The sequence below is a fragment of the Paenibacillus sp. KS1 genome (assembly GCF_001680695.1).
Taxonomy (GTDB): domain Bacteria; phylum Bacillota; class Bacilli; order Paenibacillales; family Paenibacillaceae; genus Paenibacillus_B; species Paenibacillus_B suaedae.
On the sequence record NZ_MAIS01000035.1, the window covers coordinates 29,606 to 50,509 of the forward strand.

At 48.6% G+C, this 20,904-nt stretch carries 19 protein-coding genes; all 19 read right to left on the bottom strand.

What is annotated here, in order from left to right; all coding sequences use genetic code 11:
* Positions 1-102: 102 nt before the first annotated feature.
* The 19 genes from yabN to BBG47_RS13725 all read right to left on the bottom strand — a co-directional run bounded on the left by yabN (position 103) and on the right by BBG47_RS13725 (position 20,625).
* Positions 103-1,623, bottom strand: a complete 1,521-nt coding sequence (yabN, locus tag BBG47_RS13635; RefSeq protein ID WP_065292154.1) for a bifunctional methyltransferase/pyrophosphohydrolase YabN — start codon at positions 1,621-1,623, stop codon at positions 103-105.
* A 63-nt stretch (positions 1,624-1,686) separates the two neighbouring features.
* Complete coding sequence (locus tag BBG47_RS13640) at positions 1,687-3,324, bottom strand: putative polysaccharide biosynthesis protein (RefSeq protein ID WP_254659821.1); 1,638 nt, start codon at positions 3,322-3,324, stop codon at positions 1,687-1,689.
* Positions 3,325-3,642: 318 nt separating this feature from the next.
* A complete protein-coding gene (gene spoVT / locus BBG47_RS13645; RefSeq protein ID WP_021255234.1) occupies positions 3,643-4,185 on the bottom strand; it encodes a stage V sporulation protein T in 543 nt (180 codons plus the stop codon).
* A gap of 625 nt (positions 4,186-4,810) precedes the next feature.
* Positions 4,811-5,875 carry a peptidylprolyl isomerase gene (locus BBG47_RS13650; protein WP_021255235.1) on the bottom strand — a complete coding sequence of 355 codons (1,065 nt, stop codon included), beginning with the start codon at positions 5,873-5,875 and terminating at the stop codon, positions 4,811-4,813.
* Positions 5,862-9,392, bottom strand: a complete 3,531-nt coding sequence (gene mfd / locus BBG47_RS13655) for a transcription-repair coupling factor (protein ID WP_021255236.1) — start codon at positions 9,390-9,392, stop codon at positions 5,862-5,864. The genes BBG47_RS13650 and mfd overlap by 14 nt, the downstream gene beginning before the upstream one ends.
* A gap of 134 nt (positions 9,393-9,526) precedes the next feature.
* Positions 9,527-9,757 carry an anti-sigma-F factor Fin gene (locus tag BBG47_RS13660; RefSeq protein ID WP_021255237.1) on the bottom strand — a complete coding sequence of 77 codons (231 nt, stop codon included), beginning with the start codon at positions 9,755-9,757 and terminating at the stop codon, positions 9,527-9,529.
* A gap of 86 nt (positions 9,758-9,843) precedes the next feature.
* Positions 9,844-10,404: an aminoacyl-tRNA hydrolase gene (gene pth, locus BBG47_RS13665; protein WP_065292156.1), complete on the bottom strand. Its 561-nt coding sequence runs from the start codon at positions 10,402-10,404 to the stop codon at positions 9,844-9,846.
* Between the two features lie 171 nt (positions 10,405-10,575).
* Complete coding sequence (locus BBG47_RS13670; RefSeq protein WP_005545532.1) at positions 10,576-11,529, bottom strand: ribose-phosphate diphosphokinase; 954 nt, start codon at positions 11,527-11,529, stop codon at positions 10,576-10,578.
* Between the two features lie 151 nt (positions 11,530-11,680).
* A complete protein-coding gene (gene glmU, locus BBG47_RS13675) occupies positions 11,681-13,075 on the bottom strand; it encodes a bifunctional UDP-N-acetylglucosamine diphosphorylase/glucosamine-1-phosphate N-acetyltransferase GlmU (protein ID WP_065292157.1) in 1,395 nt (464 codons plus the stop codon).
* Between the two features lie 123 nt (positions 13,076-13,198).
* The gene (gene spoVG, locus BBG47_RS13680) at positions 13,199-13,483 is read right to left on the bottom strand and encodes a septation regulator SpoVG (protein ID WP_005545528.1); all 285 of its coding nucleotides are present in this window, start codon (positions 13,481-13,483) and stop codon (positions 13,199-13,201) included.
* Between the two features lie 137 nt (positions 13,484-13,620).
* Positions 13,621-14,004 (bottom strand): RidA family protein, encoded by a 384-nt coding sequence (locus tag BBG47_RS13685; RefSeq protein WP_065292158.1) that lies wholly within the window; start codon positions 14,002-14,004, stop codon positions 13,621-13,623.
* A gap of 37 nt (positions 14,005-14,041) precedes the next feature.
* Positions 14,042-14,872, bottom strand: coding sequence for a pur operon repressor (gene purR / locus BBG47_RS13690; protein WP_065292159.1), 831 nt, complete (start codon positions 14,870-14,872; stop codon positions 14,042-14,044).
* 149 nt (positions 14,873-15,021) lie between these two features.
* Positions 15,022-15,876 carry a 4-(cytidine 5'-diphospho)-2-C-methyl-D-erythritol kinase gene (ispE, locus tag BBG47_RS13695; RefSeq protein ID WP_021255242.1) on the bottom strand — a complete coding sequence of 285 codons (855 nt, stop codon included), beginning with the start codon at positions 15,874-15,876 and terminating at the stop codon, positions 15,022-15,024.
* A gap of 167 nt (positions 15,877-16,043) precedes the next feature.
* A complete protein-coding gene (locus BBG47_RS13700; protein WP_021255243.1) occupies positions 16,044-16,220 on the bottom strand; it encodes a small acid-soluble spore protein (alpha/beta-type sasp) in 177 nt (58 codons plus the stop codon).
* Between the two features lie 215 nt (positions 16,221-16,435).
* The gene (veg, locus tag BBG47_RS13705) at positions 16,436-16,711 is read right to left on the bottom strand and encodes a biofilm formation stimulator Veg (protein WP_021255244.1); all 276 of its coding nucleotides are present in this window, start codon (positions 16,709-16,711) and stop codon (positions 16,436-16,438) included.
* Between the two features lie 158 nt (positions 16,712-16,869).
* A complete protein-coding gene (gene yabG / locus BBG47_RS13710; RefSeq protein WP_065292160.1) occupies positions 16,870-17,775 on the bottom strand; it encodes a sporulation peptidase YabG in 906 nt (301 codons plus the stop codon).
* Positions 17,776-17,847: 72 nt separating this feature from the next.
* Complete coding sequence (gene rsmA / locus BBG47_RS13715; protein WP_065292161.1) at positions 17,848-18,759, bottom strand: 16S rRNA (adenine(1518)-N(6)/adenine(1519)-N(6))-dimethyltransferase RsmA; 912 nt, start codon at positions 18,757-18,759, stop codon at positions 17,848-17,850.
* A 5-nt stretch (positions 18,760-18,764) separates the two neighbouring features.
* A complete protein-coding gene (gene rnmV / locus BBG47_RS13720) occupies positions 18,765-19,331 on the bottom strand; it encodes a ribonuclease M5 (RefSeq protein ID WP_065292173.1) in 567 nt (188 codons plus the stop codon).
* A gap of 166 nt (positions 19,332-19,497) precedes the next feature.
* Complete coding sequence (locus BBG47_RS13725; protein WP_065292162.1) at positions 19,498-20,625, bottom strand: resuscitation-promoting factor; 1,128 nt, start codon at positions 20,623-20,625, stop codon at positions 19,498-19,500.
* Positions 20,626-20,904: the final 279 nt, after the last annotated feature.

The window sequence follows — 20,904 nt, forward strand, 5'->3', positions numbered from 1 at the left end:
CTTGTATGTATTCTTGCTTCATCACCAAATTCCTTCCCGGGTGCGGCATTTTTTCATATTTTGACGAAAAATAGAGAGCAGTAGTCCGCTGCACCCCAAGCATTATGGCTCTAAGCGCTTCGCTTCCTGCCACCATTGCTCCATTTCTAGTAAATCAGTTTGGTCAAAAGATTTACCCTTTATACGAAGTTGTTCTTCGATGTATTGAAATCGGCGTACAAATTTACGGTTCGTATATGTTAACGACTCTTCTGGATCGGCGTCAATGAACCGAGATACATTCACGACAGCGAATAATAGATCGCCGAGTTCCTCGCGCGCATGATCCAGCTCTTCATCCTTCACGGCATCGTCTTGATCCGATCCCGCATCTCGTATCGCCTCTCGCAATTCTTGCAATTCTTCGGCCACTTTGTCAAGTACATCCTTGGCATTGTCCCAGTCAAATCCGACTTTAGCCGCCTTTTTCTGCAGCTTATAGGCCTTCATGAGCGCAGGCAAATCACGCGGCACACCGTCCAGTACGGAAGGTCTCGCGTCCGCAATTCCCTTGATCTGCTGCTCCTCTGCCTTCATCTGTTCCCATGTTCCAAGCGCGGATTCGACATCTTCTGCATGATGATTACCAAATACATGCGGGTGGCGGAAAATAAGCTTCTCATTCAACGATTGGATGACATCGTATACACTGAATGTACCCACTTCTTCCTCCATTTGGGAGTGCAGCATAATTTGCAACAGCAAATCGCCGAGCTCCTCCTGCATCGCAGTTGGATCATCGTCATCAATCGTTTCTAGTACCTCATACGTCTCCTCGATCAGATTTTTGCGAATCGATTCATGTGTCTGCTCTTGATCCCATGGACATCCTCCAGGGCTTCGCAAGATCGAGACAATCTCATGCAGGCGACCGAATGTGCGCTTGCGCACTTCATCACTGTCGGTGCGTGGAACCCAAATTAAGGATAGGTTGCCGTAGCCTTCAATGCGATCCAGCTCATACAACGGAATGCGCTGCATATGCTCCATGCCTTCTACGCCAAGCGCATGGCCTACTACGACTTCATAGTCTTCCGGATATACTTCCATCAGTCCCAGCTTCACATCAGACGCTGTAAACGTATCATACACTTGTCCAATCACGGTGTGCAACCTTGGGTTCAAGCCATCAGCCTGCAGTCCAGCCGCATCAAGCAGTTGGAACCCTTCAATCGGATCGAATCCGAAACGTAGGAACGCCTGATCCAGGAAGCTCTCTCCCCCGATAATTCGCAGCTCAATGCCCTGTTCCGAGCATTGATCCCGCAGCAAGCGAACCGTTGACTCTGCGACCATCGGATGCCCAGGAACAGCGTATACAATCGGATTCTCGGGACTGACAGCAGCAGCTGCCATCAATTGGCGAACAATTTCTTTGTACACCGATGGGAAATCGTCTTGCATTTCATATACGGAATCGAATGAGCGAAATGCGACTTCATTCTGTTGCAAATATGCGATTACCGGATGGTCAGCCGTGCGTACGTACAATTGCTTTGCCTCGCGCAGCAAGTTCCATACGGCTAACGTCAATTGGCTTTCATCGCCGGAGCCGAGCCCGACGACAGTAATGGTTCCAGGCATGAATGAATCTCCCTTCGATTGTTGCATCACTGTGTATTATTCCCCACACTTCTGCCCACAGAATCACATGCGGGGCGAGAATCGCGCAGCGAATGAAGCAAGCTTCGGCCCGATGCGCGGCAGCTCGGCCAGTTCCTGCGGCCGAACTGCACCGAGTGCGATGGCTAGCAGGGCGAATATAGCCGCGCCAAGCGGCACGCCTACGGCTACGGCGAGCAGGGCCGCTAAGCGGCCAGTAGCGCCGAGCCAAGCTGGAACGGCCGCGGCCAGGCTGACGCCAGCAGCCATGCCGCCAAGCGCCAGCGCAAGGCGCGCGCTGCGAGCGCCCCAGGCGGCGAAGTGCACGCCGCTTGCGACGGCGAGCGCATGCGCGTTCAATGCTGCGGCCAGACCAAGCGAGGCCGCAGCAGAGATGGCTGCCCCGGCAATGCCGTAGGCCGGGATCAGCCATACATTCAGCGCCGCCTTCACGATTGCGGCGCATACAAGATGCACGGCTGGCGCACGCACCGCGCCCATGCCCTGCAGAAGCGCGGCTGATACGGCGTGGAATACGCCGCTTACAGCCGTGGATGCCACCAGCACGAACGTCAGCGTTCCCGCGCTGTCCGTGTACAATGCCACATTGAGCGGCTCCGCCAAGGCGACGAGCCCGACGGTAGCAGCAAGACCAAGCATCCACGACCAGCGAAGAGCTATCTTAATAGTCGGCGCAAGACCGACAGTACCCTCTCTGCGCATGAGCGACGCCACCATCGGGACGACCCCCACAGCAAGTGAGCTCGCCACCATTGTGACAAGTTGCACAAGAGGATACGCCCGGCTGTACACGCCGAACTGTGCGAGTGCCTCTGCCTCACTCCACCCTTGCTGCAGCAGAAACCGAGGCACCGTAAATACATCCACTACATTTACCGCTGGCAGCACAATTGCACCTAAACAAATTGGCAGGGCAGTCCATGTCAGCTTCCGAATCCAGCTCCAGATGGCGCCTGCCTGCTGCCTCATCCCTAATTGCGGTTTTTTCCGCAGTCGACTGTGGCTTCTACGCTTCTCCCTCCAGCGGAAGATCATCATAGTTAGCAACCCGCATAGACCACCCGCAAATGATCCAAACGTAGCTCCTGCAGCGATTGTCTCATCCGCTGCGCCCAGATGACTATAGTACAGCAGAAGCCCAATCATGACCGCTACGCGTCCTGTCTGCTCGATAACCTGCGATACAGCTGTTGACGTCATCCGTCCACTGCCCTGATCGTAGCCTCGGAGAGCAGCGGCCAGCGGCATTACAAGCAGCGAATAGGCAGCACTCTGGATAGCGGCCACCGTATGTTGATTGCCAATCCAACTGGCTATCTGTTCTGCGCCAGCCAGCATAGCGAAGAACCCGGCAATCCCAGTAACCGTCATGAGCAGACTGGATGCTAGAAGCACCTGTTCAGAGCCTACCTCATCCCCAGCTGCCTCGCATTCTGCCACGAGCCGTGCTACCGCAACTGGAATACCCGCACTAGCTATCGCTACTAGCAGCACATAGAATGGGTATACCGCGTTATATATGCCGAATACACCGTCTCCCCCGATATTTTGCAGCGGGATTTTCTGCAGTGTTCCGATTACCTTCGACACTATCGTCGCCATGCCTAGCAATAAAGCGCCGGACATAACTTGCCCCGCAACTCGGGGGGTTCGTTTGTTCAACCGTCATCCCCGCCCATCTCTAACATTCGTAACGTATTATAGCATATCAAGACAGGCCAATTCCTCCTTGCCTGGGCAAGCTCCATGCATAGAAGCTGCAGCACCGTCTATGATGTCTGCAATCTCGTATTTTCAGCGCTCCTGCCCAACAAGAAAAAAATGCGGCTAATCAATATGCCTCTGCAACGGCGAAGGGATAACTGGATATTAGAGCTCAGAGCACAAAAGAGCTCAGAGCACAAAAAAAGCCCCTGCATCGCTCAAGCTGCGTATACACGCATCCTGTATGAGCAGGGACTTTCGTTAGCAAATTTCGGATTACTGCTCCATTTGCTTACCAAGGAAGCCAGCAGCCGTTTCCGACATTTTCACTTCCATTTGGCTCATTTTCACGCTGTCGTCTTTGTTAAGCATAACAACTGTACCGATAGGATCTCCACCAGCAACGATTGGAGCAACAACGAAAGAAGAGAAAGCTTCTTGGCTGTCTTTTACGATTTCATAATTGCCTGCGTTCGTTTCGATCATTGTCTTGCGGTTTTCCATACAGTTTTCAAGCAACATCCCGATTTGCTTGTCCATGTATTCTTTCTTCGATCCGCCAGCAACTGCGATTACAGTATCACGGTCAGAGATCATTGTGATATGTCCTGTGCTCTCATACAAGGATTCCGCATATTCCTTAGCGAAGTCGCCTAATTCACCAATTGGGGAATATTTCTTAAGGATAACCTCTCCATCACGATCAACGAAAATTTCAAGAGGATCTCCCTCGCGAATGCGCAAAGTGCGACGAATTTCTTTAGGGATTACAACACGTCCGAGGTCATCGATACGACGTACAATTCCAGTAGCTTTCATTATGAGTTGCCCCGCTTTCAGTAAGTATTTTCGATTTACTGTATTATTGTTAATTAGGAGGGATGCGGAATGGTTTGTAATACTGACCATAGTATTCATCTGCTCCCAAGTTCTTATACATACACATCATACGTAGGTAATGCCATCCAAGTTGCAAAAAAAATCACATTTTTCGACACTAACCGACATTTTTTTAGAACGAATTCTTAAAATTTTCACATTTTACATCAATATACCGGAATTTTTTAGTTTTTTCCTCTGATTTTGTCGAAACAAAGCTTATCTTTTTCGACATCAATGCGAAATGTTGGATTTGCTTTAGTATCAAACTTCATTATCGTACTTTTGGCATTTTACTTCTGTGTACACAGTGAAAAGATCACACCATCCAAATTACGACCGGTAGTAATTTGAATAGCCGCTAACATAGTATGTCTAATTTTCCCCAAGCCATGACAAATGTAAATAAACGTATTTTTAGAGGATGAAACCGGAAATGAAAATTTTTTATTGTTTTTATGAATATTTCATTCCGTTTCCATACCTTCCGCGAAAAATAGCCCCTTCCCCTTGAGGGGAAAGGGCTACGGCACGAGATGATGACATATCATCTCGCGGCATGCCTTTACTTGCCTGATTCTGCTTTTGTATCTTTAGGAGCTTCTGTATTCTGATCTTTTTTCTCGTCCTTCTTCTCTTCCGGCTTTGTCTCCGTCTTAGGAAGGTCGATTTTCTTGATCAGCTTATCCAGATCCTTCTGCATGAAGTTGTTCATCAGCTCAGAAGCTGCACGCGTACGCAATGCTTCCTTCTCTTCTTCTGTCAACTTGCTGTATTCCTTCTCTTTACGATCTTCCACACGCATAACGTGGTAGCCGTAGTCTGTCTCAACTGGATCGCTCACTTGGTTAAGCGGCAATGTCAAGGCAGCTTCCTTGAATTGCGGTACCCATTGACTTACAGCAGCGTCCTTGTACAGACCACCAGTCTTAGCGGAACCTGGATCGTCAGACGTTGTCTCAGCCAACTTCGCGAAGTCTTCACCCTTCTTCAGACGAGCTTGTACATCCTTAGCCATCTTCAGAGCATCTTCTTTTTTGCGCTCTTTGCCTTCTTTGTCCTTGAATCCAATGAGAATATGACGAACGGAAGCAGTTGTCATATCCTTCTTATTCTTCTCGAACTCAGCCTTGAGCTGATCTTCCGTTACCTTGCCGTTGTAATCCTGTACAACTGTCAAGATGCGCGCCATATACTCCGTAATTTCCTCTTCCGTGAGTTTGCGCTTGTCCAGCATTTCTTTGAACTGCTTGTCTCCGACTTGCTTCTTCATCAAGCCAATTTGTTCTTTGGCTTTATCTTTACCGGTTTGCTTTGCTTTCTCCGGTGCTTTGCCATCCAAATAGCGATACGCGATTTGCTGCTTCACGAAGTAGTCGCGGAATTGATCCATGCTAATAATCTGCTCGTATTCCGGATAGAAGAACAGCATGTTCGAGATTTCTTTGTCGAAATCATTCTGTGTAATCTGTCCTCCCTCATACGTAGCAACGACTTTACTGTTGTCGGTTGCCTTGCCCGCTGACTTCTCGTCTTTGTTGCCGCATCCGGCTAATACGGATATTGCGAGTACCGCAGACAATGCCAGCAACAACCACTTCTTGGAACGCGTCTTGTTATTTTGCAACATTCTGCAATTCTCCCTTCGATTTGATGGCACCCTTAGCTTCCTGCATGAATTGCTCTAGTATCATTAACAGCTGCAGCGCATCAACGCCTCGTGCATTGAACTTCACAGCACCGCAAGCCTCTTGATCGACATTAATCCGTCTGTCGAGTTTAGATGCAACAGCAGCCATCTTCTTGCGGTCTAACCACGGATCCGCCGAAGAATGGACCTTGATCGTGACCACATCTCCACGCTGTACAATTGACTCCCATCCATACTGCTTCGCATGAAGCTTCAGCCTAGCGACAGCGAGTAATTGAAGGACAGCAAGAGGTGGTTCACCAAAGCGGTCGATGAGTTCATCCCGCAGTTCTTCGACTTCATCCAATGTAGCAAGTCCCGCTACCTTTTTATAAATCTCAATCTTCTGAATACTATCATAAATATAATTCGGCGGCAAATACGCATCTACGTTCAGGTCGATGAGGGTTGTAAGCTCCTGCTGATCCTCAATAGCGACACCATCGATCTCCGCCTTGCGCTTGTTCACCTCATCTGCAAGCATCTGCGAGTATAGATCAAATCCAACAGATGCAATAAATCCATGCTGCTCCGCACCTAGCAGATTACCCGCCCCTCGGATGGATAAGTCGCGCATCGCAATTTTGAATCCGGAGCCAAGCTCGGTGAACTCCTTAATCGCCTGAAGACGCTTCTCTGCCACCTCGTTCAGTACCTTGTCGCGCTGATAAGTGAAGTAAGCATAAGCAATCCGGTTCGAGCGGCCCACTCGCCCACGCAACTGATACAGCTGCGACAGACCCATCTTGTCCGCATCATGAACGATGAGCGTGTTCACGTTCGGAATGTCTACGCCTGTCTCGATAATACTGGTGCTGACGAGCACATCGTATTCCCCATCCAAGAAGTCGAGAATTGTCTTCTCCAGCTCTGTCTCGGACATTTGCCCATGGCTTACCGTCACACGGGCATCCGGCACGAGCATTTTAATATGGTCGGCCATCTGATGAATCCCCTGCACTCGGTTGAACAGGAAGTAGACCTGCCCGCCTCTTGCCAGCTCTCGTTCTATTGCCTCGCGAACTAAATTATCGCTGTATTCAAGCACGTAGGTCTGAACAGGGAATCGATTTTCTGGCGGTGTCTCGATAACAGACAAATCCCGGACGCCGAGCATGGACATATGCAGGGTACGCGGAATAGGTGTTGCCGTCAGTGTCAGCACGTCGACATTCATCTTCAGCTTCTTCAACTTCTCCTTGTGCGTTACGCCAAAACGTTGCTCTTCATCGACAATCAGCAATCCTAAATCTTTGAAAACAACATCCTGAGAGAGCAGGCGGTGAGTGCCGATAATGACGTCGACAACACCCGACTTTAGCCCTTTCATGGATTCGTTCTGTTCCTTGCGGGAACGGAATCGGCTAAGAACCTGAATATTAAATGGATAGTCGGCAAATCGCTCACGGAACGTCTCATAGTGCTGCTGTGCCAAGATGGTTGTTGGTACGAGTATCGCCACCTGCTTGCCTTCGATTGCAGCCTTGAAGGCAGCTCGAACCGCAACTTCCGTCTTGCCATACCCTACGTCACCGCACAATAGACGATCCATCGGACTCGCCTTCTCCATATCTTGCTTAATTTCTTCGATGGCACGCAGTTGATCTCGCGTCTCATCATATGGGAACATATCCTCGAATTCCCGCTGCTCTGGTGTGTCCTTCTCGAAGGCATAACCGCTAGATGCTTGTCTTGCTGCGTACAGCTTGATCAAGTCGTCAGCAATGTCCTTCACGGAGGAACGAACTTTACTCTTAACCTTCGTCCACTCGGTGCCACCCAGCTTATAGATCTTCGGCTCCTTCTCTTCCGAGCTCACATAACGCTGGATGAGATGAAGCTGATCCACTGGGACAGATAGTTTATCCCCACCCGCATACAAAATATGCAGATAGTCCTTATGGATACCGTTAATCTCCAGCGTCCCAATTCCGATATACTTCCCAATGCCATGATTCTGATGGACGACATAATCGCCGACCTTCAGTTCCGTATAGCTGCGAATCCGTTCCGCATTGTCCACCTTCGCGTTCAGTTCCGTGCGGCGTGTCTTCCGCTGCTTGCCGGAGAACATCTCACCCTCAGTAATAACTACAAGGTGAATGGACGGGAGCTCAAAGCCTGTCTGCAGGTTGCCCTTTAAAATCGTAGGCTCTGGTATTGCGTAATCCTGAAGCACACGACGCATCCGTTCAATTCGTTCATCACCGTTCGCCAGCATAATGACGTTGGCGCCTGACTTCTTCCACCGTTCCATTTCTGCTTTCAAGACATTCATTTGTCCATGGAAGTTCTGCATGGAGCGGCACATGACGTTCACGATATTTTGCGGCTGCGTATGAGGAACCTGTCTGAGGAACAGCGCCATAAATACGGTCTGGAATGGGCGCTTGCCCATTGCGACGTCAGATGTCACTCCTAGAGGAAGCGCTGGCAATGTCTTGCCATTCGACAACAAGTGTGTGCTCCACTCCAGTTCATCTCGTTCAAGCTGTTTGGCTGTCTCCATGACTCTAGCAGGCTCATCTACGACAAGCAGCGTGTCCTTCGGCATATAATCATATAATGTGTGCTTCTCTGGATAGAGCAGCGCCACATATTTATAGAGCTCTGTAAAATAAACAGAACCTCTCATTCGTTCGATATCATGCCCGATTTCCCGCTCAAGCTTCTCCTTTACTTGGCGATCGGACATCTTGCCCAGCTGTTCTTCAAGACGTGCAAAAGTCGCCTCGGCCGCAGCGGCGAAGCGTGTCTCGTCTGCAATTAAGTCTTTGCAAGGCAGTATTGTCAATTGCTTCAACTTATCGATAGAACGTTGATCCTGGGTGTCGAATGAGCGAATGGAGTCAATTTCATCATCGAACCATTCAATTCGATACGGATAAGGAGCTGTGATTGGATAAATATCTACAATCCCACCACGGACGCTCATCTCTCCCTTGGCCTCGACACGTTCTGTACGCTCATAGCCGCACGCAACCATTTCTGCCAGGAAGGTTTCCAGTGGAAGCTCATCGCCTAGCGACAGAGATATGCCAGCCTCAGCCATCATCTCGCGGGCAGGCAAAAAGCGCCGCAATCCCGCATACGGCGTTACGATTATCCCACGGAATCCACGTGCACACCGGGTGAGCACTTCGATGCGCTGCGCAATCACTTCTGGACTTGATATTGCTGCTTCTGCAGCTACCAACTCATTGGCCGGGTATAAGAGCACTTGATCCGCCGACAAGCATTCTTGCAGGTCATCAGCTACTTTTTGTGCAGAGAACATGTTGTGTGTGACGACGAGTACTGGACGATCCAACTGCATCTGAAGTGCCGCCATCATCACCTGACGAGCTGAACCGGACAAGCCGGATACCAATTGCTCCTTCATTCCTGCACGGACACCCGCAGCAATCGATTCAATATCACGTTCTTCTGATAAAGCTTGCATGAGTGCATTCAACAAAAGATAGGCACCTCTTTCTCACCCACAATAAATACTCAAGGTATAACTAGTAAGGTTATATACGTTACCCTCATCCAAAATAAGCCTCGGCTGACAAGCCAAGGCTGACGCTAACTCCCATTGCCCATCCACCCTCATTGCAAGGGGGAGGAAAGCAAAGACAACTCGGGATGCATCTGAATCGCTTCTGTACAATATTCACATGTCATCCGCACGGTTACATCTCCATTGGAATGAACGACAATATATTGTTGGCGCTCGTCTGGGGTAAGACGGTGGAAGCCGAGGCGTTCCTCATCAATCCCGTTCCCGTCGATGCGCCCAATCATTGTATGACAATGTTTGCACACGTAATTCACAGACATGTATATGCCTCCCAATCTTGGATTATACCGTTCAGTATGTCCAAAAGAAAGGCACATTAGCCCAACATCAGTTTTGATCAGATCATTTATCCATTGAATTTCGCCATCGTCTGCTCGAACGAATGCTTAAGCGAGAATTCGACAGCGTCGCAAGTGCGCTCTACTGTCTGCTTCAAGTCTTCCATACCCGCTTTAGGGAACGTAGACAGCACGTAATCTACAATAGACCGACCAGGTTCCGGACGAGATATCCCCATCCGAACTCGATTGAAGGATTGCGTTCCTAGATGCTGGATGAGCGATTTAATCCCGTTGTGACCACCCGCACTCCCTTGATAGCGCAAGCGAATCTTCCCAAGCTCTGTATCCATATCATCATATAGAACGATAAAATCCTCAATATCCGCCTTATAGTAATCCAGATATGCGCGAACAGCCTCTCCAGACAGATTCATATACGTCATGGGTTTGATAAGAACAACCTTCTCTGTTCCAACGCGTCCCTCTCCGATTAACGCCTTGCATTTGCTCTCACGTACCTGAATGCCGAAGCGATCCGCAAGAGAGTCAATTGCCATAAAGCCGATATTGTGGCGGGTTGCGGCATATTCGGTTCCCGGGTTACCTAATCCTACAATCCACTTCAAGAGCGCTACATCCTTCCTTATTGATCATCGATATGATGATTGAACTGCTTTTGGCATGCATCCACACCTGACTCACAGACACATTCAAATGCCGATAAGGGTTACTTCTCCGGTCAAGACCGAAGACGTAACCCTTCCGTAATGTGCAGCTCAGGTCACTCGACCCACGCTTTATTCAATCTCAAACAATTTACTGATAGACAATTCTTCGTGAACACGAATAATCGCTTCACCCATTAACGGTGCAACCGACAGTACGTGTAACTTGCTAGATGGGTTTTCATGTGTAATCGGAATTGTATCCGTTACAACAACCTCTTTGAATGGCGATTTCTCCAAACGATCCATCGCAGGTCCGGACAGTACTGGATGCGTGCAGCAAGCGTAGACTTCCTTCACCCCTGCTTCAACCAATGCGTTCGCACCAAGCACAATCGTACCAGCCGTGTCGATAATGTCATCGATAATAATCGCTGTCTTGCCTTTAATATCCCCGATAATATTCATAACTTCACTAACGTTCGGCTCTGGACGACGCTTGTCGATAATGGCAAGCGGTGCATTCAGGAAGTCAGCCAATTTGCGCGCACGTACCACACCACCATGGTCAGGCGATACGACAACAACGTTTTCGAGTTGCTTCGAGCGGAAATATTGTGCCAAAATTGGAACACCCAGCATATGATCCACAGGAATATCAAAGAATCCTTGAATTTGTGTGGCATGCAAGTCCATCGTAATAACACGATGAGCTCCTGCTGTCTCGATCAAATTCGCTACAAGCTTCGCCGTAATCGGATCGCGCGAACGCGCTTTACGGTCTTGGCGAGCGTAGCCATAGTAAGGGATAACTACGTTAATGCTCTTTGCCGATGCACGCTTCAATGCGTCCACCATTACAAGCAACTCCATCAAATTGTCATTGACCGGGTCGCATGTCGATTGAACGACGTAAACGTCACAACCGCGTACACTTTCAGACAACTTAACTTGGATTTCTCCATCACTAAAGCTCTTCGTTTCTGCATCTCCCATCGGAATTCCGATGTATTCTGCAATCTTGTTCGCCAAATTAGGATTGGAGTTGCAAGTGAAAATTTTCAACTTGGAATCACAATACGTCATGATATTAAAAACCCTCCGTGCCGGTTCTTGTTCATCGTTGTTTTATACTGTCCGTTAATGGTGCTGCTTAGTCTATCCCTACATGGTCTCAACTAAAAAGGCTCTCAATACCATGCTAAACGATATTGAATGAAAAGTGCAACCTTATCGATCACTTTTCTCGTTCTTTTTTTGCTTTTGCACGGGCACGAATCTTCTCCGCATACCCCGGCTTGTTTACTTGACGCTCACGAGCGATGGCCAAGTCATTATCTGGTACAGGATGTGTAATCGTTGATCCGGCAACGACGTAAGCGCCAGTGCCCACTTGGATAGGTGCAATCAAGTTGACATTGCTGCCAATGAACGCGTCATCGCCAATTTGAGTGAGCGACTTATTGAAGCCGTCATAGTTGACCGTAATCGCGCCACATCCAATATTTACATTCTTCCCTACTTCGGCATCGCCAATATAACTGAGGTGCGATACTTTCGTTTGATCATCAAGCGACGCATTTTTAATTTCCACGAAGTCGCCGACTTTCACCTGCTTGCCAAGACGTGCGCCTGGACGCAAATAAGCGAATGGACCAACTGAACTCTCGTCGCCTACAATCGCTTCACAGAGTACAGATTGCTTAATATGCACTTGATCGCCGATTGTTGAATCAACAATCTCGCTGTTCGGCCCAATAACGCATTCGCCGCCAACCGTCGTGTTGCCACGCAGGCTTGTCCCTGGTTCAATGATCGTATCCGCTCCGATGACAACACCAGACTCAATATACGTATTGGCAGGATCAATAATCGTTACACCATTCAGCATATGGCGTTTGTTGATACGATCACGCATGAAGCGTTCCGCTTCAGACAACACCAAGCGATCATTAACGCCGATTGCCTCACTGTTATCCGGCGTACAATATGCTTGCACCGTATCTCCTTGTGCCTTCATGATGCCGATTACGTCAGTCAAATAATACTCTTGCTGGGCATTATCATTTCTGATCTGCTCCAGCGCCGCGAACAACTTCACATTGTCGAAGCAATACGTGCCCGTATTGATCTCCTTCACGAGCTGTTCTTCGGTCGTACAATCCTTTTGTTCGACAATTTTCAAGACCGAACCGTCTTCTGCGCGAATGACGCGACCGTAACCTGTCGGATCATTCAGTTCAGCCGTCAAAATCGTCGCTGACGCCTGAGCGCGGTTATGCAGTTCCATCAACTGAGCCAACGTTTCTGGTGTCACTAGCGGTGTATCGCCGCAAATGACAAGTGTCGTTCCTTCCTCACCATCAAGAAGCGCCTTCGCTTGCTTAACCGCATGTCCTGTACCAAGCTGTTCCGCTTGCAAGGCGTACTCGGCACGGTTCCCCAGGAATTGCTGTACTGCTTCTGCTCCATGTCCTACAATGACGACGGTGCGCTCACAATCCACACTTTCGACAGCATCAAGAACATGCCCTACCATTGGTTTCCCGCATACGGGATGAAGCACTTTGTACAATTTTGACTTCATGCGTTTGCCTTGTCCGGCAGCAAGCACAATGGCCATTCTTTTCAAAGCGTCCGACCTCCTGCTCTACCTTTACTCCATAGAAGAATATATCTCATTATGGAGAAAAAGAAAAGAGAGCCCCTATGATTGGCTCTCTTTCTTTGCAACCCCAATTATAAAATCATAAAACTACGCGCCCTCTTCGATAACTTCCTCTTCCGTAGCAGCGCGTTCGTATTCAGCCAATACAGCAGCTTGAATCTTCTCGCGAGTCGCCGAAGAAATCGGATGAGCAATATCGCGGAATTCGCCATCTGGAGTCCGCTTGCTCGGCATCGCTACAAACATGCCATTGTTGCCGTCGATTACACGAATGTCATGAACGACAAACTCGTTATCGATCGTAATCGATGCGATTGCCTTCATTCTCCCCTCTGTGTTGACGCGGCGGAGTCTTACATCAGTAATTTGCACGTGTGTTCACCACCTTTTTCCATCGAGACTTGGTGTATAATTCCACACGCGCATGAAAAATCCTTCTTAAATTTGCCAATAATCTAACTTTTTTTAAAAATTTATGCCTGTCTTTAACGGATTCGACAAGCTTCGATTTATATCGCTGCGATCAGTTCAATTTCGACAAGTACGTCCTTCGGGAGTCTCGCTACCTCTACACAGGAGCGTGCAGGCTTGTGATTACCGAAGTACGATTCATAGATAGCATTGATTTGAGCAAATTGATTCATGTCCTTGATAAAAACAGTAGCCTTAATTACCTTATCGAAAGAAGTACCTGCTTCTGCAAGCACAGCCCTCAAGTTGAAGAACACTTGGTGTGTCTGCTCCTCAATTCCGCCTTCCACGAGCACACCTTGTGCAGTCAACGGAATTTGACCCGAAGTGAACAAGAGGTTGCCCAGCTTCATTGCTTGTGAGTATGGGCCAATGGCCGCAGGCGCTTGATTCGTTGCAATTGCTTCTAATTCATGAGACATTTGAATACCCTCCCGAATCAATGTTGTTCTCTATCGCTTATTCCTTATCGAAGTAGTTCCCCGGCTTCACCATAATATGACGAGTCCGTGCATCTACAGTCCCAACGCGAATGAGGGACACATAATCTGTCAACAGCCGTTCTTCGTTCGATACATCCTCCGATTCTACCAATACACCAACACCCGCTACTGTGGCATCGAATTCCTTCAGCAGATCCATCATGCCGTGAATCGTTCCACCAGCACGCATGAAGTCGTCCACGATTAATACGCGTGAGCGCTCCTTCAAGGCACGCCGTGCGAGTGTCATCGTATGGATGCTCTTCTGCGATCCTGATACATAGTTAATGCTAACGGCCGATCCCTCTGTCACAACATGGTCGCGACGTACTAGCACCACTGGCAGGTTCAGATGAGCAGCAGTCGCATAGGCAATTGGAATCCCCTTCGTCTCTACCGTCATCACGACGTCAATATTGCAGCCTGCAAAGGCAGATGCGAACATTCGACCTACATCGTTCATCAAGGCTGGTTGACCTAAAATATCAGTAATATAGAAATATCCCCCAGGAAGCACCCGGTCTGGATGCCCCATTGATGCGCATAAAGACTCAATGACAGGAAGTGCGATATCAGGCGTGCATTTCGGAATAAACTTCACTCCGCCTGCAGCACCAGCCAGCGTCAGTAAATCTCCCGTCCCTTCGCTCTCGAACACCTCTTTAATAATAGCCAAATCCTCGCTAATGGAAGACTTGGCTGCACCGTAACGTTCTGCAAATGTCGTGAGCGGTATGAGCGTATGCGGCTTAGACATCAGATATTGGGTCATCTCAACCAGACGGGCGCTTCGCTTCAATTTTTTCATGATTACTCCTCGCTCAAAACCGAATATTATATTGTAGATATTACATGAATGTACGCTAGTTAGCAAGATGATCGCCGCTTGTCAAGTCAAACATTCCTTGAATTGTAACCATTTCGCCTTCTTGATACACGTTAATCTATTTAAGCCTGTTATCCCAACAAGCGTACCGCGTACACTTCCTTGCAAAAACCGCGCAGTCCATTATAGATCCTTGCGATCTTAGATTCTTTAGACACAAGGCCGAATACCGTCGGACCGCTGCCCGACATCAGCACTCCTTCAGCCCCGAGCCGAAGCATAGCATCCTTCAACTGCTGCACCTCCGGATGGAGCGGCAGCGTGACATCCTCCAGCACATTGCCAAGCGATTCACACACCCCTTGGAAGCTTTGGGCCTGTATCGCTCTGCGCATTTGATCCAGCGATGGATGCTCCGTAATCTGACTCGCTCTAAGGCGCCCATAGACATCAGCCGTCGATACATTAATCGGCGGCTTGGCAAGCACAACCCAGCATTGAGGTGGCTGCTCAATCATCTCAAGTGCCTCTCCGCGGCCGCGAGCTATTGCAGTCCCTCCCGTCACGCAGAACGGGACGTCTGACCCAAGTTCCGCACCAAGCACCTGCAGCTCCTCATCAGGAATCCCTAACTTCCATAATCGATTCAAGCCTCGCAGTGTAGCAGCAGCATCGCTGCTTCCGCCAGCTAGTCCGGCAGCTACTGGTATTTTTTTATCTAAATGAATATATACGCCTTGCTTCACTTCATAACGTTCTTTAATTAGTTTTGCCGCTTGGAACGCCAAGTTCTTCTCATCTAACGGTATGTAACCTGCTTGGCTGGAGATGATAATCGTATCTCGAGGAAGTTCCTCCATCTCGAGACGGTCCGCTAAGTCTACCATCGTCATGACCATTTCGACGTCATGATACCCATCCTCGCGCTTACGCAGCACATCCAACAGCAAATTTATTTTGGCAGGCGCCTTCTCGTACACTTTCACTCGCGTTCACCCTTCTTTATCCTACGGATCGCTTACGTTATTATAACAGACTCTATGGTGCAAGTCATATGTGTACGTATACAGGCAATGAACATGATTTCGTTAATAAAAAAAGCGAACAGAGCGGAATAGATCCGATGCTCGCTGGATAGAAGGTTCATGACTCGTTATTTTTTCGAGGCTGCCTCTTCGGCAAGTTGAATGGCCCGCTTGACCATATCGCCAGCATCCTTCGCACGGATAGCACCCCATCCGTATTTGGACACCGTATCGTAGAAGCCAAGATCTTTAGCCAATTCCACCTTCAGATCCTCAGACATGAAGCTGCGCTTTCTTCGGCTCATCACTGCACCTCCCACGCTTACCTTAAAGTTCATATCATCAGCAAGCACGACATAATCATCGGCCTACCGTTAATGTAAGTAGAAGCCACCTCCATTATACGTTCACTCCTGTTCCGATTTATGGGGGAGCATCTGGGAGAACCGTGACCGTGCGTGCTCATGTCATTCCTTCAAAACAAACAAAAGGCAGCCCTCACAGGCTGCCGTCATGTCGCTTAACCGCGAACATATTCAATCTTTAACTCGCCGTTATCGGCGCATACGGTCACTTGAACCGATTCTGTTAATATATCTGCATAGCTATAGGATACCCGCTTAAACGCGTTCTGATCCTGGTCCAACTTAACAATAAATACAGAAGGGTAGGTTTCTTCCAACACGCCCGTACGCTCAATCGTTTTCCGACGACCGCCATTGGCGCGGAGCAGAATCTTCTGACCGACATGTGCTTCAAGACAACGACGAATTTCAAACAGCGCGTTTTTCGCCATTACAGCTACCACCTCTTTCCTTGTCCATTATAACCAATTCAAGAGGTGTTGTCAAATAAACGAATAATTATAACAATAACACCGTTTTCGTGTCAATGTGTTTTTTTGCCCAAATTTATTAAAATGGTTCTTTTTTCTGTATTTTATACATAGGCCGCTTATATTACGGTTGGTGTAACGTTCAATGTCGATAAATCCTTCAACTTCGGCATGCCCACGCGATAACTTCCCTTTGTCTCAATGCCTCCCACCCCGTCAATGCCACTGACCATATGAGGCGCAATATCCCCAATCTGTACGGTATCACGAATTGAGGTATATGAGGCCTTAACCGCTACGTAAGCTGGATCAAGGGCATGAATCATAATTCGGCCCGGTGAACTTGCAAAGTTGGCTCCTGCTTGCAGAAGCGCCTCGAAGTGAGATTGGCATGCCCCGGCAATTACAGTCAATAAATCAAGATGGCGCTCATACTGCCTTGCCGTCTGTACTGCATTAACGAAGTTCTGGGAGTTCTTATAATTCTGCAAATTTAACAGATCACGGTACCTGCCGTTCTTCAATACACCATCATGTCCAGTAATGACGATTATATTCGGCTTCACTCGCGGCAGCAGCCGATACAACGTATCTGCCATATTGCGTTCATTCACATAATGGCCTTCTGCCGGCACGTTGAGCTGATTATATATCGCCATGCTTTTCTGTAAATACCCGGGATCCCCATCCAGATGGAGTACCGTTCCCGGCATATCAAAGGTTGAAATGGAATTCGGCATCACTGCAAATGGAAGCTCCGTCCGCCTGCGCTCATGCAGCTGCCTACGCTGCTGTTCAAGCACCTCGACAGACTCCAACATCTTGATATGAGCCTGTTCCGTGCGGCGCGCAATCGTTGCCTTCGGTACACTAACTAAATCTTCAACATGGGAATCCGCCAGTAAGCGGTAATCCGTCCCCTTAATAATCGCCGTCTGTCGGAAGATCTCCTCCACACGGAATGTAATATCGCCACCGTACGACTTGCGTACGACCAAATCTCCTTGCTTCACTGGTTCGTTCATAGGATCAATCACCTCTCCGACTATCCTATGGGCAAACGCATAAATTGGTGATGCCTAAGCCTCAAAATTATGTTATTCCGCTTGATCCTCTTCTTCTGCACGTGCAATGGCTTGACCGATCGCGTCGGACAGAGCAGCGAACTCCTCAATCGAGAGTGTTTCCCCTCGGCGATTCGGTTCAATTTGTGCTAAAGCGAGCGCTTCTGTCAGCCTGTCTGTCCCGCATTTGCCGGCATAGCGAGCCTTCAGGTTATTCCAAATCGTCTTGCGACGCTGAGCGAACGAAGCCTGTACAACATCGAATAACAACGACTCATCCTTCACCTGCACAGGTGGAGTCTGTCTCACACGTAGACGGATTACTGCAGACTCTACATTTGGCTGCGGGATGAACACCGTATGCGGTACGGTGCATACAAGCTCCGGCTCTGCAAAATATTGAACAGCCACACTTAAGCTGCCGTAATCCTTGCCTCCCGGCTTCGCTGCCATTCGCTCTGCAACTTCCTTCTGAATCATGACGACGATGTTCTTGAGCGGCAGACGCTCTTCCAGAAGCTTCATCATAATCGGTGTCGTCACATAATACGGCAAGTTGGCAACAACACTTACCCGCTCGACATCTTGGAACTGTTCGCGGAACAATTCATGCAAATCCACCTTCAATACATCCCCATGTACAACATGGACATGCTCATAGGGCTCCAGCACTTCCCCTAATATCGGAAGCAAGCGCTGGTCGATCTCGACTGCTGTTACACGACGAGCGCGCTTAGCGAGCTGCTCCGTAAGCGCACCAATCCCAGGCCCAATCTCCAGGGCACCTGTCACATCATCCAGCTCTGCAGCATCCACAATACGGCGCAAAATGTTCATATCAATTAGAAAGTTCTGTCCTAAGCTTTTCTTAAATGAAAACCCATGCTTGCGTATAATGTCTTTCGTGCGATTCGGTGTTGCAATATCTATTCTCGTCTGCGTCATTCCATCTATTCTCCTTCTGCACATTGTTCCTGCTCGAATTGGTTCAGCTTCCGCAAGGCGTTCTCAAATTCCTCTCGTCCGATCTGGAACACACCGCAGCGCTTGAGCATCTGCTTCGCGTTGCAGTATCCAATGCCCAATATTTCACCTAACTGCCGTCTGCGTTCTGCAGAGCCTGCACGCGTCGTTAATCCCGCTTCGACGAGATCCGTCCACGTCAGCTCTGATGTCATGCTTGGCATCTCGGAGCGAACCTGCTCTAAGGCACGGCGAATCGCTTCTGGCTTTGCATTCTCCACACCAAGATCCCCTTTGGCTATCGCCTCATGTCTAGGCAGGAAAGCGTGTTTGCACCCAGGTACACGTTCTGCTATCGTCTTCCGAATTTTCTCCCCCGCATGATCTGGGTCCGTGAAAATAATAACCCCTCGGCGCTCTTGGGCCAATGCGATGCGTTTTATCGTTGTATCATTAATCGCCGATCCACCTGTCTCAATTGTATCCGCCTCAACGGCACGGTGAATGGCAACGGTATCATCTTTGCCTTCTACAACTATCACTTCGCGTATCAATATGCTTGCTCCTCTCACCACAAGGCTGCTTCCTAATTCCGCATCCTTCTCTTGCTCTCCATTCATAAATAAACAACAAAAGAAGAGGGTGTCCCCTCTTCTTAGCATGACATAAATCATTATTCATTACTATATCCTAATTACACATGGCTGCATACCTTGTGCGTTAGTTCGATTCCGGCTTGACTGGGCCAACCACGTATACGGTGTACCCCTTCTTGCGTCCGAATTTGCTGACCGCCTTCTTGCTGTCGAAGTATACATCGATAATTTTCCCCTTGACCGCGCCACCTGTATCTTCAGCACGTCTGAATCCAATCCCTTCGATATATACCCACCAGCCGAGCGGAATGACCTTCGGATCAACCGCGATAGTACGACCTTCTGATACTATTGCGCCAGATGCCGTCTTCGCACCAGCCGATCCCTCAGATTCCGTATACGCCGTCAGTTGAACGTTCTTCAGCACTTTTTTATAGTTAAAATCTTTGTCGCCACTGGAAACATTGTCAGAATCGTCTTCCTGCGCGTTCACTGACAGAACAGCAACTTCCGGTTCCTTCTTCGTTCCATAGGCTATCACTTGATTCACTTGTTTTGTATGAACGGATTTGTCGACCATCTGCGAATATACGAGCTTACCATCCTCGTACGTTTTCTGTACTTTCTGGACAACCAAGCCTTCTTTTCCATCTTGAACCGTCTTGGTCTTCCCCTTAAGGAGAGTAGCATCTGCCTGCTTCACCACTTGATAAGGAACCTTCACTTTACGCTCTTCCATCTTCTTGCTGACACGGACGATTCGAATATCCATGTTCTTCGAAATAGAGGCACGCTTAGAAGGGAATACCTTATCTTCAGGGTTCACTTGGATTTGCAGCGAACTCAGTGCATCATGCACCGACTTCTTCGTTGTAAATTGTGTTTCTTTCTTCCCATCCGCTGTAATTTGGATAGGCAAAGCGCGTTCAATAATAACTCGATCTCCATCAGCAATTTCTGCATCAAGCGGCTTCGATACTGCATCGTATGCCCCAAGCGCTATCGCATGCTCATCCAAAACATTGCGAAGCGTATCTAGGCGAGTTTCGACTGAACGCTCTTGTCCATCAACGAGCACAGCCACTGTCTTCTTCGTTACATTATACCAAGTCAAGACTGCTATTAATGTGATCACGATTGCTACAGCTGCAATAACGGTGATAACACGCACATTTTCATGCTTCCATCGCAATGCGAGTGACATGCTGGATGATCGGGGTTCATGGGTTTCGTTGTTCACGATCTGTCCCATTTCTCGGTCCTCCTTACATAGTCCCGCCGTCGAGTGCTCTGCATGATTCCATCTGACGCGACTATTTCAAGAATGTTTACGAGAGACTTCACTTGCCATAAACGAGCATGTAATCGTTCAAGACAATGCTGAAATCTCCGTACCAACGTTTCAGTATTGGCTGCTCCCACCTCCTATTTCTTACACCCTATGACGTCTTTATTCTCATTATTCAAAAAAAGAATGTTTGAGAGTAAACAAAAGAAGCCCTTCGTAAGAGGAGACTCTTTCGCGGCTTCC

Excerpts from the sequence above, each read along its gene's own strand:
- yabN (WP_065292154.1), bottom strand. The coding sequence starts at position 1,623 with ATGCCTGGAACCATTACTGTCGTCGGGCTCGGCTCCGGCGATGAAAGC.
- spoVT (WP_021255234.1), bottom strand. The coding sequence starts at position 4,185 with ATGAAAGCTACTGGAATTGTACGTCGTATCGATGACCTCGGACGTGTT.
- BBG47_RS13650 (WP_021255235.1), bottom strand. The coding sequence starts at position 5,875 with ATGTTGCAAAATAACAAGACGCGTTCCAAGAAGTGGTTGTTGCTGGCA.
- BBG47_RS13660 (WP_021255237.1), bottom strand. The coding sequence starts at position 9,757 with ATGTCTGTGAATTACGTGTGCAAACATTGTCATACAATGATTGGGCGC.
- BBG47_RS13670 (WP_005545532.1), bottom strand. The coding sequence starts at position 11,529 with ATGACGTATTGTGATTCCAAGTTGAAAATTTTCACTTGCAACTCCAAT.
- BBG47_RS13685 (WP_065292158.1), bottom strand. The coding sequence starts at position 14,004 with ATGTCTCATGAATTAGAAGCAATTGCAACGAATCAAGCGCCTGCGGCC.
- purR (WP_065292159.1), bottom strand. The coding sequence starts at position 14,872 with ATGAAAAAATTGAAGCGAAGCGCCCGTCTGGTTGAGATGACCCAATAT.
- BBG47_RS13700 (WP_021255243.1), bottom strand. The coding sequence starts at position 16,220 with ATGAGCCGAAGAAAGCGCAGCTTCATGTCTGAGGATCTGAAGGTGGAA.
- veg (WP_021255244.1), bottom strand. The coding sequence starts at position 16,711 with ATGGCGAAAAACGCGCTGTTTGAAATTCGTCGTTGTCTTGAAGCACAT.
- yabG (WP_065292160.1), bottom strand. The coding sequence starts at position 17,775 with ATGAACGAACCAGTGAAGCAAGGAGATTTGGTCGTACGCAAGTCGTAC.
- rsmA (WP_065292161.1), bottom strand. The coding sequence starts at position 18,759 with ATGACGCAGACGAGAATAGATATTGCAACACCGAATCGCACGAAAGAC.
- BBG47_RS13725 (WP_065292162.1), bottom strand. The coding sequence starts at position 20,625 with ATGGGACAGATCGTGAACAACGAAACCCATGAACCCCGATCATCCAGC.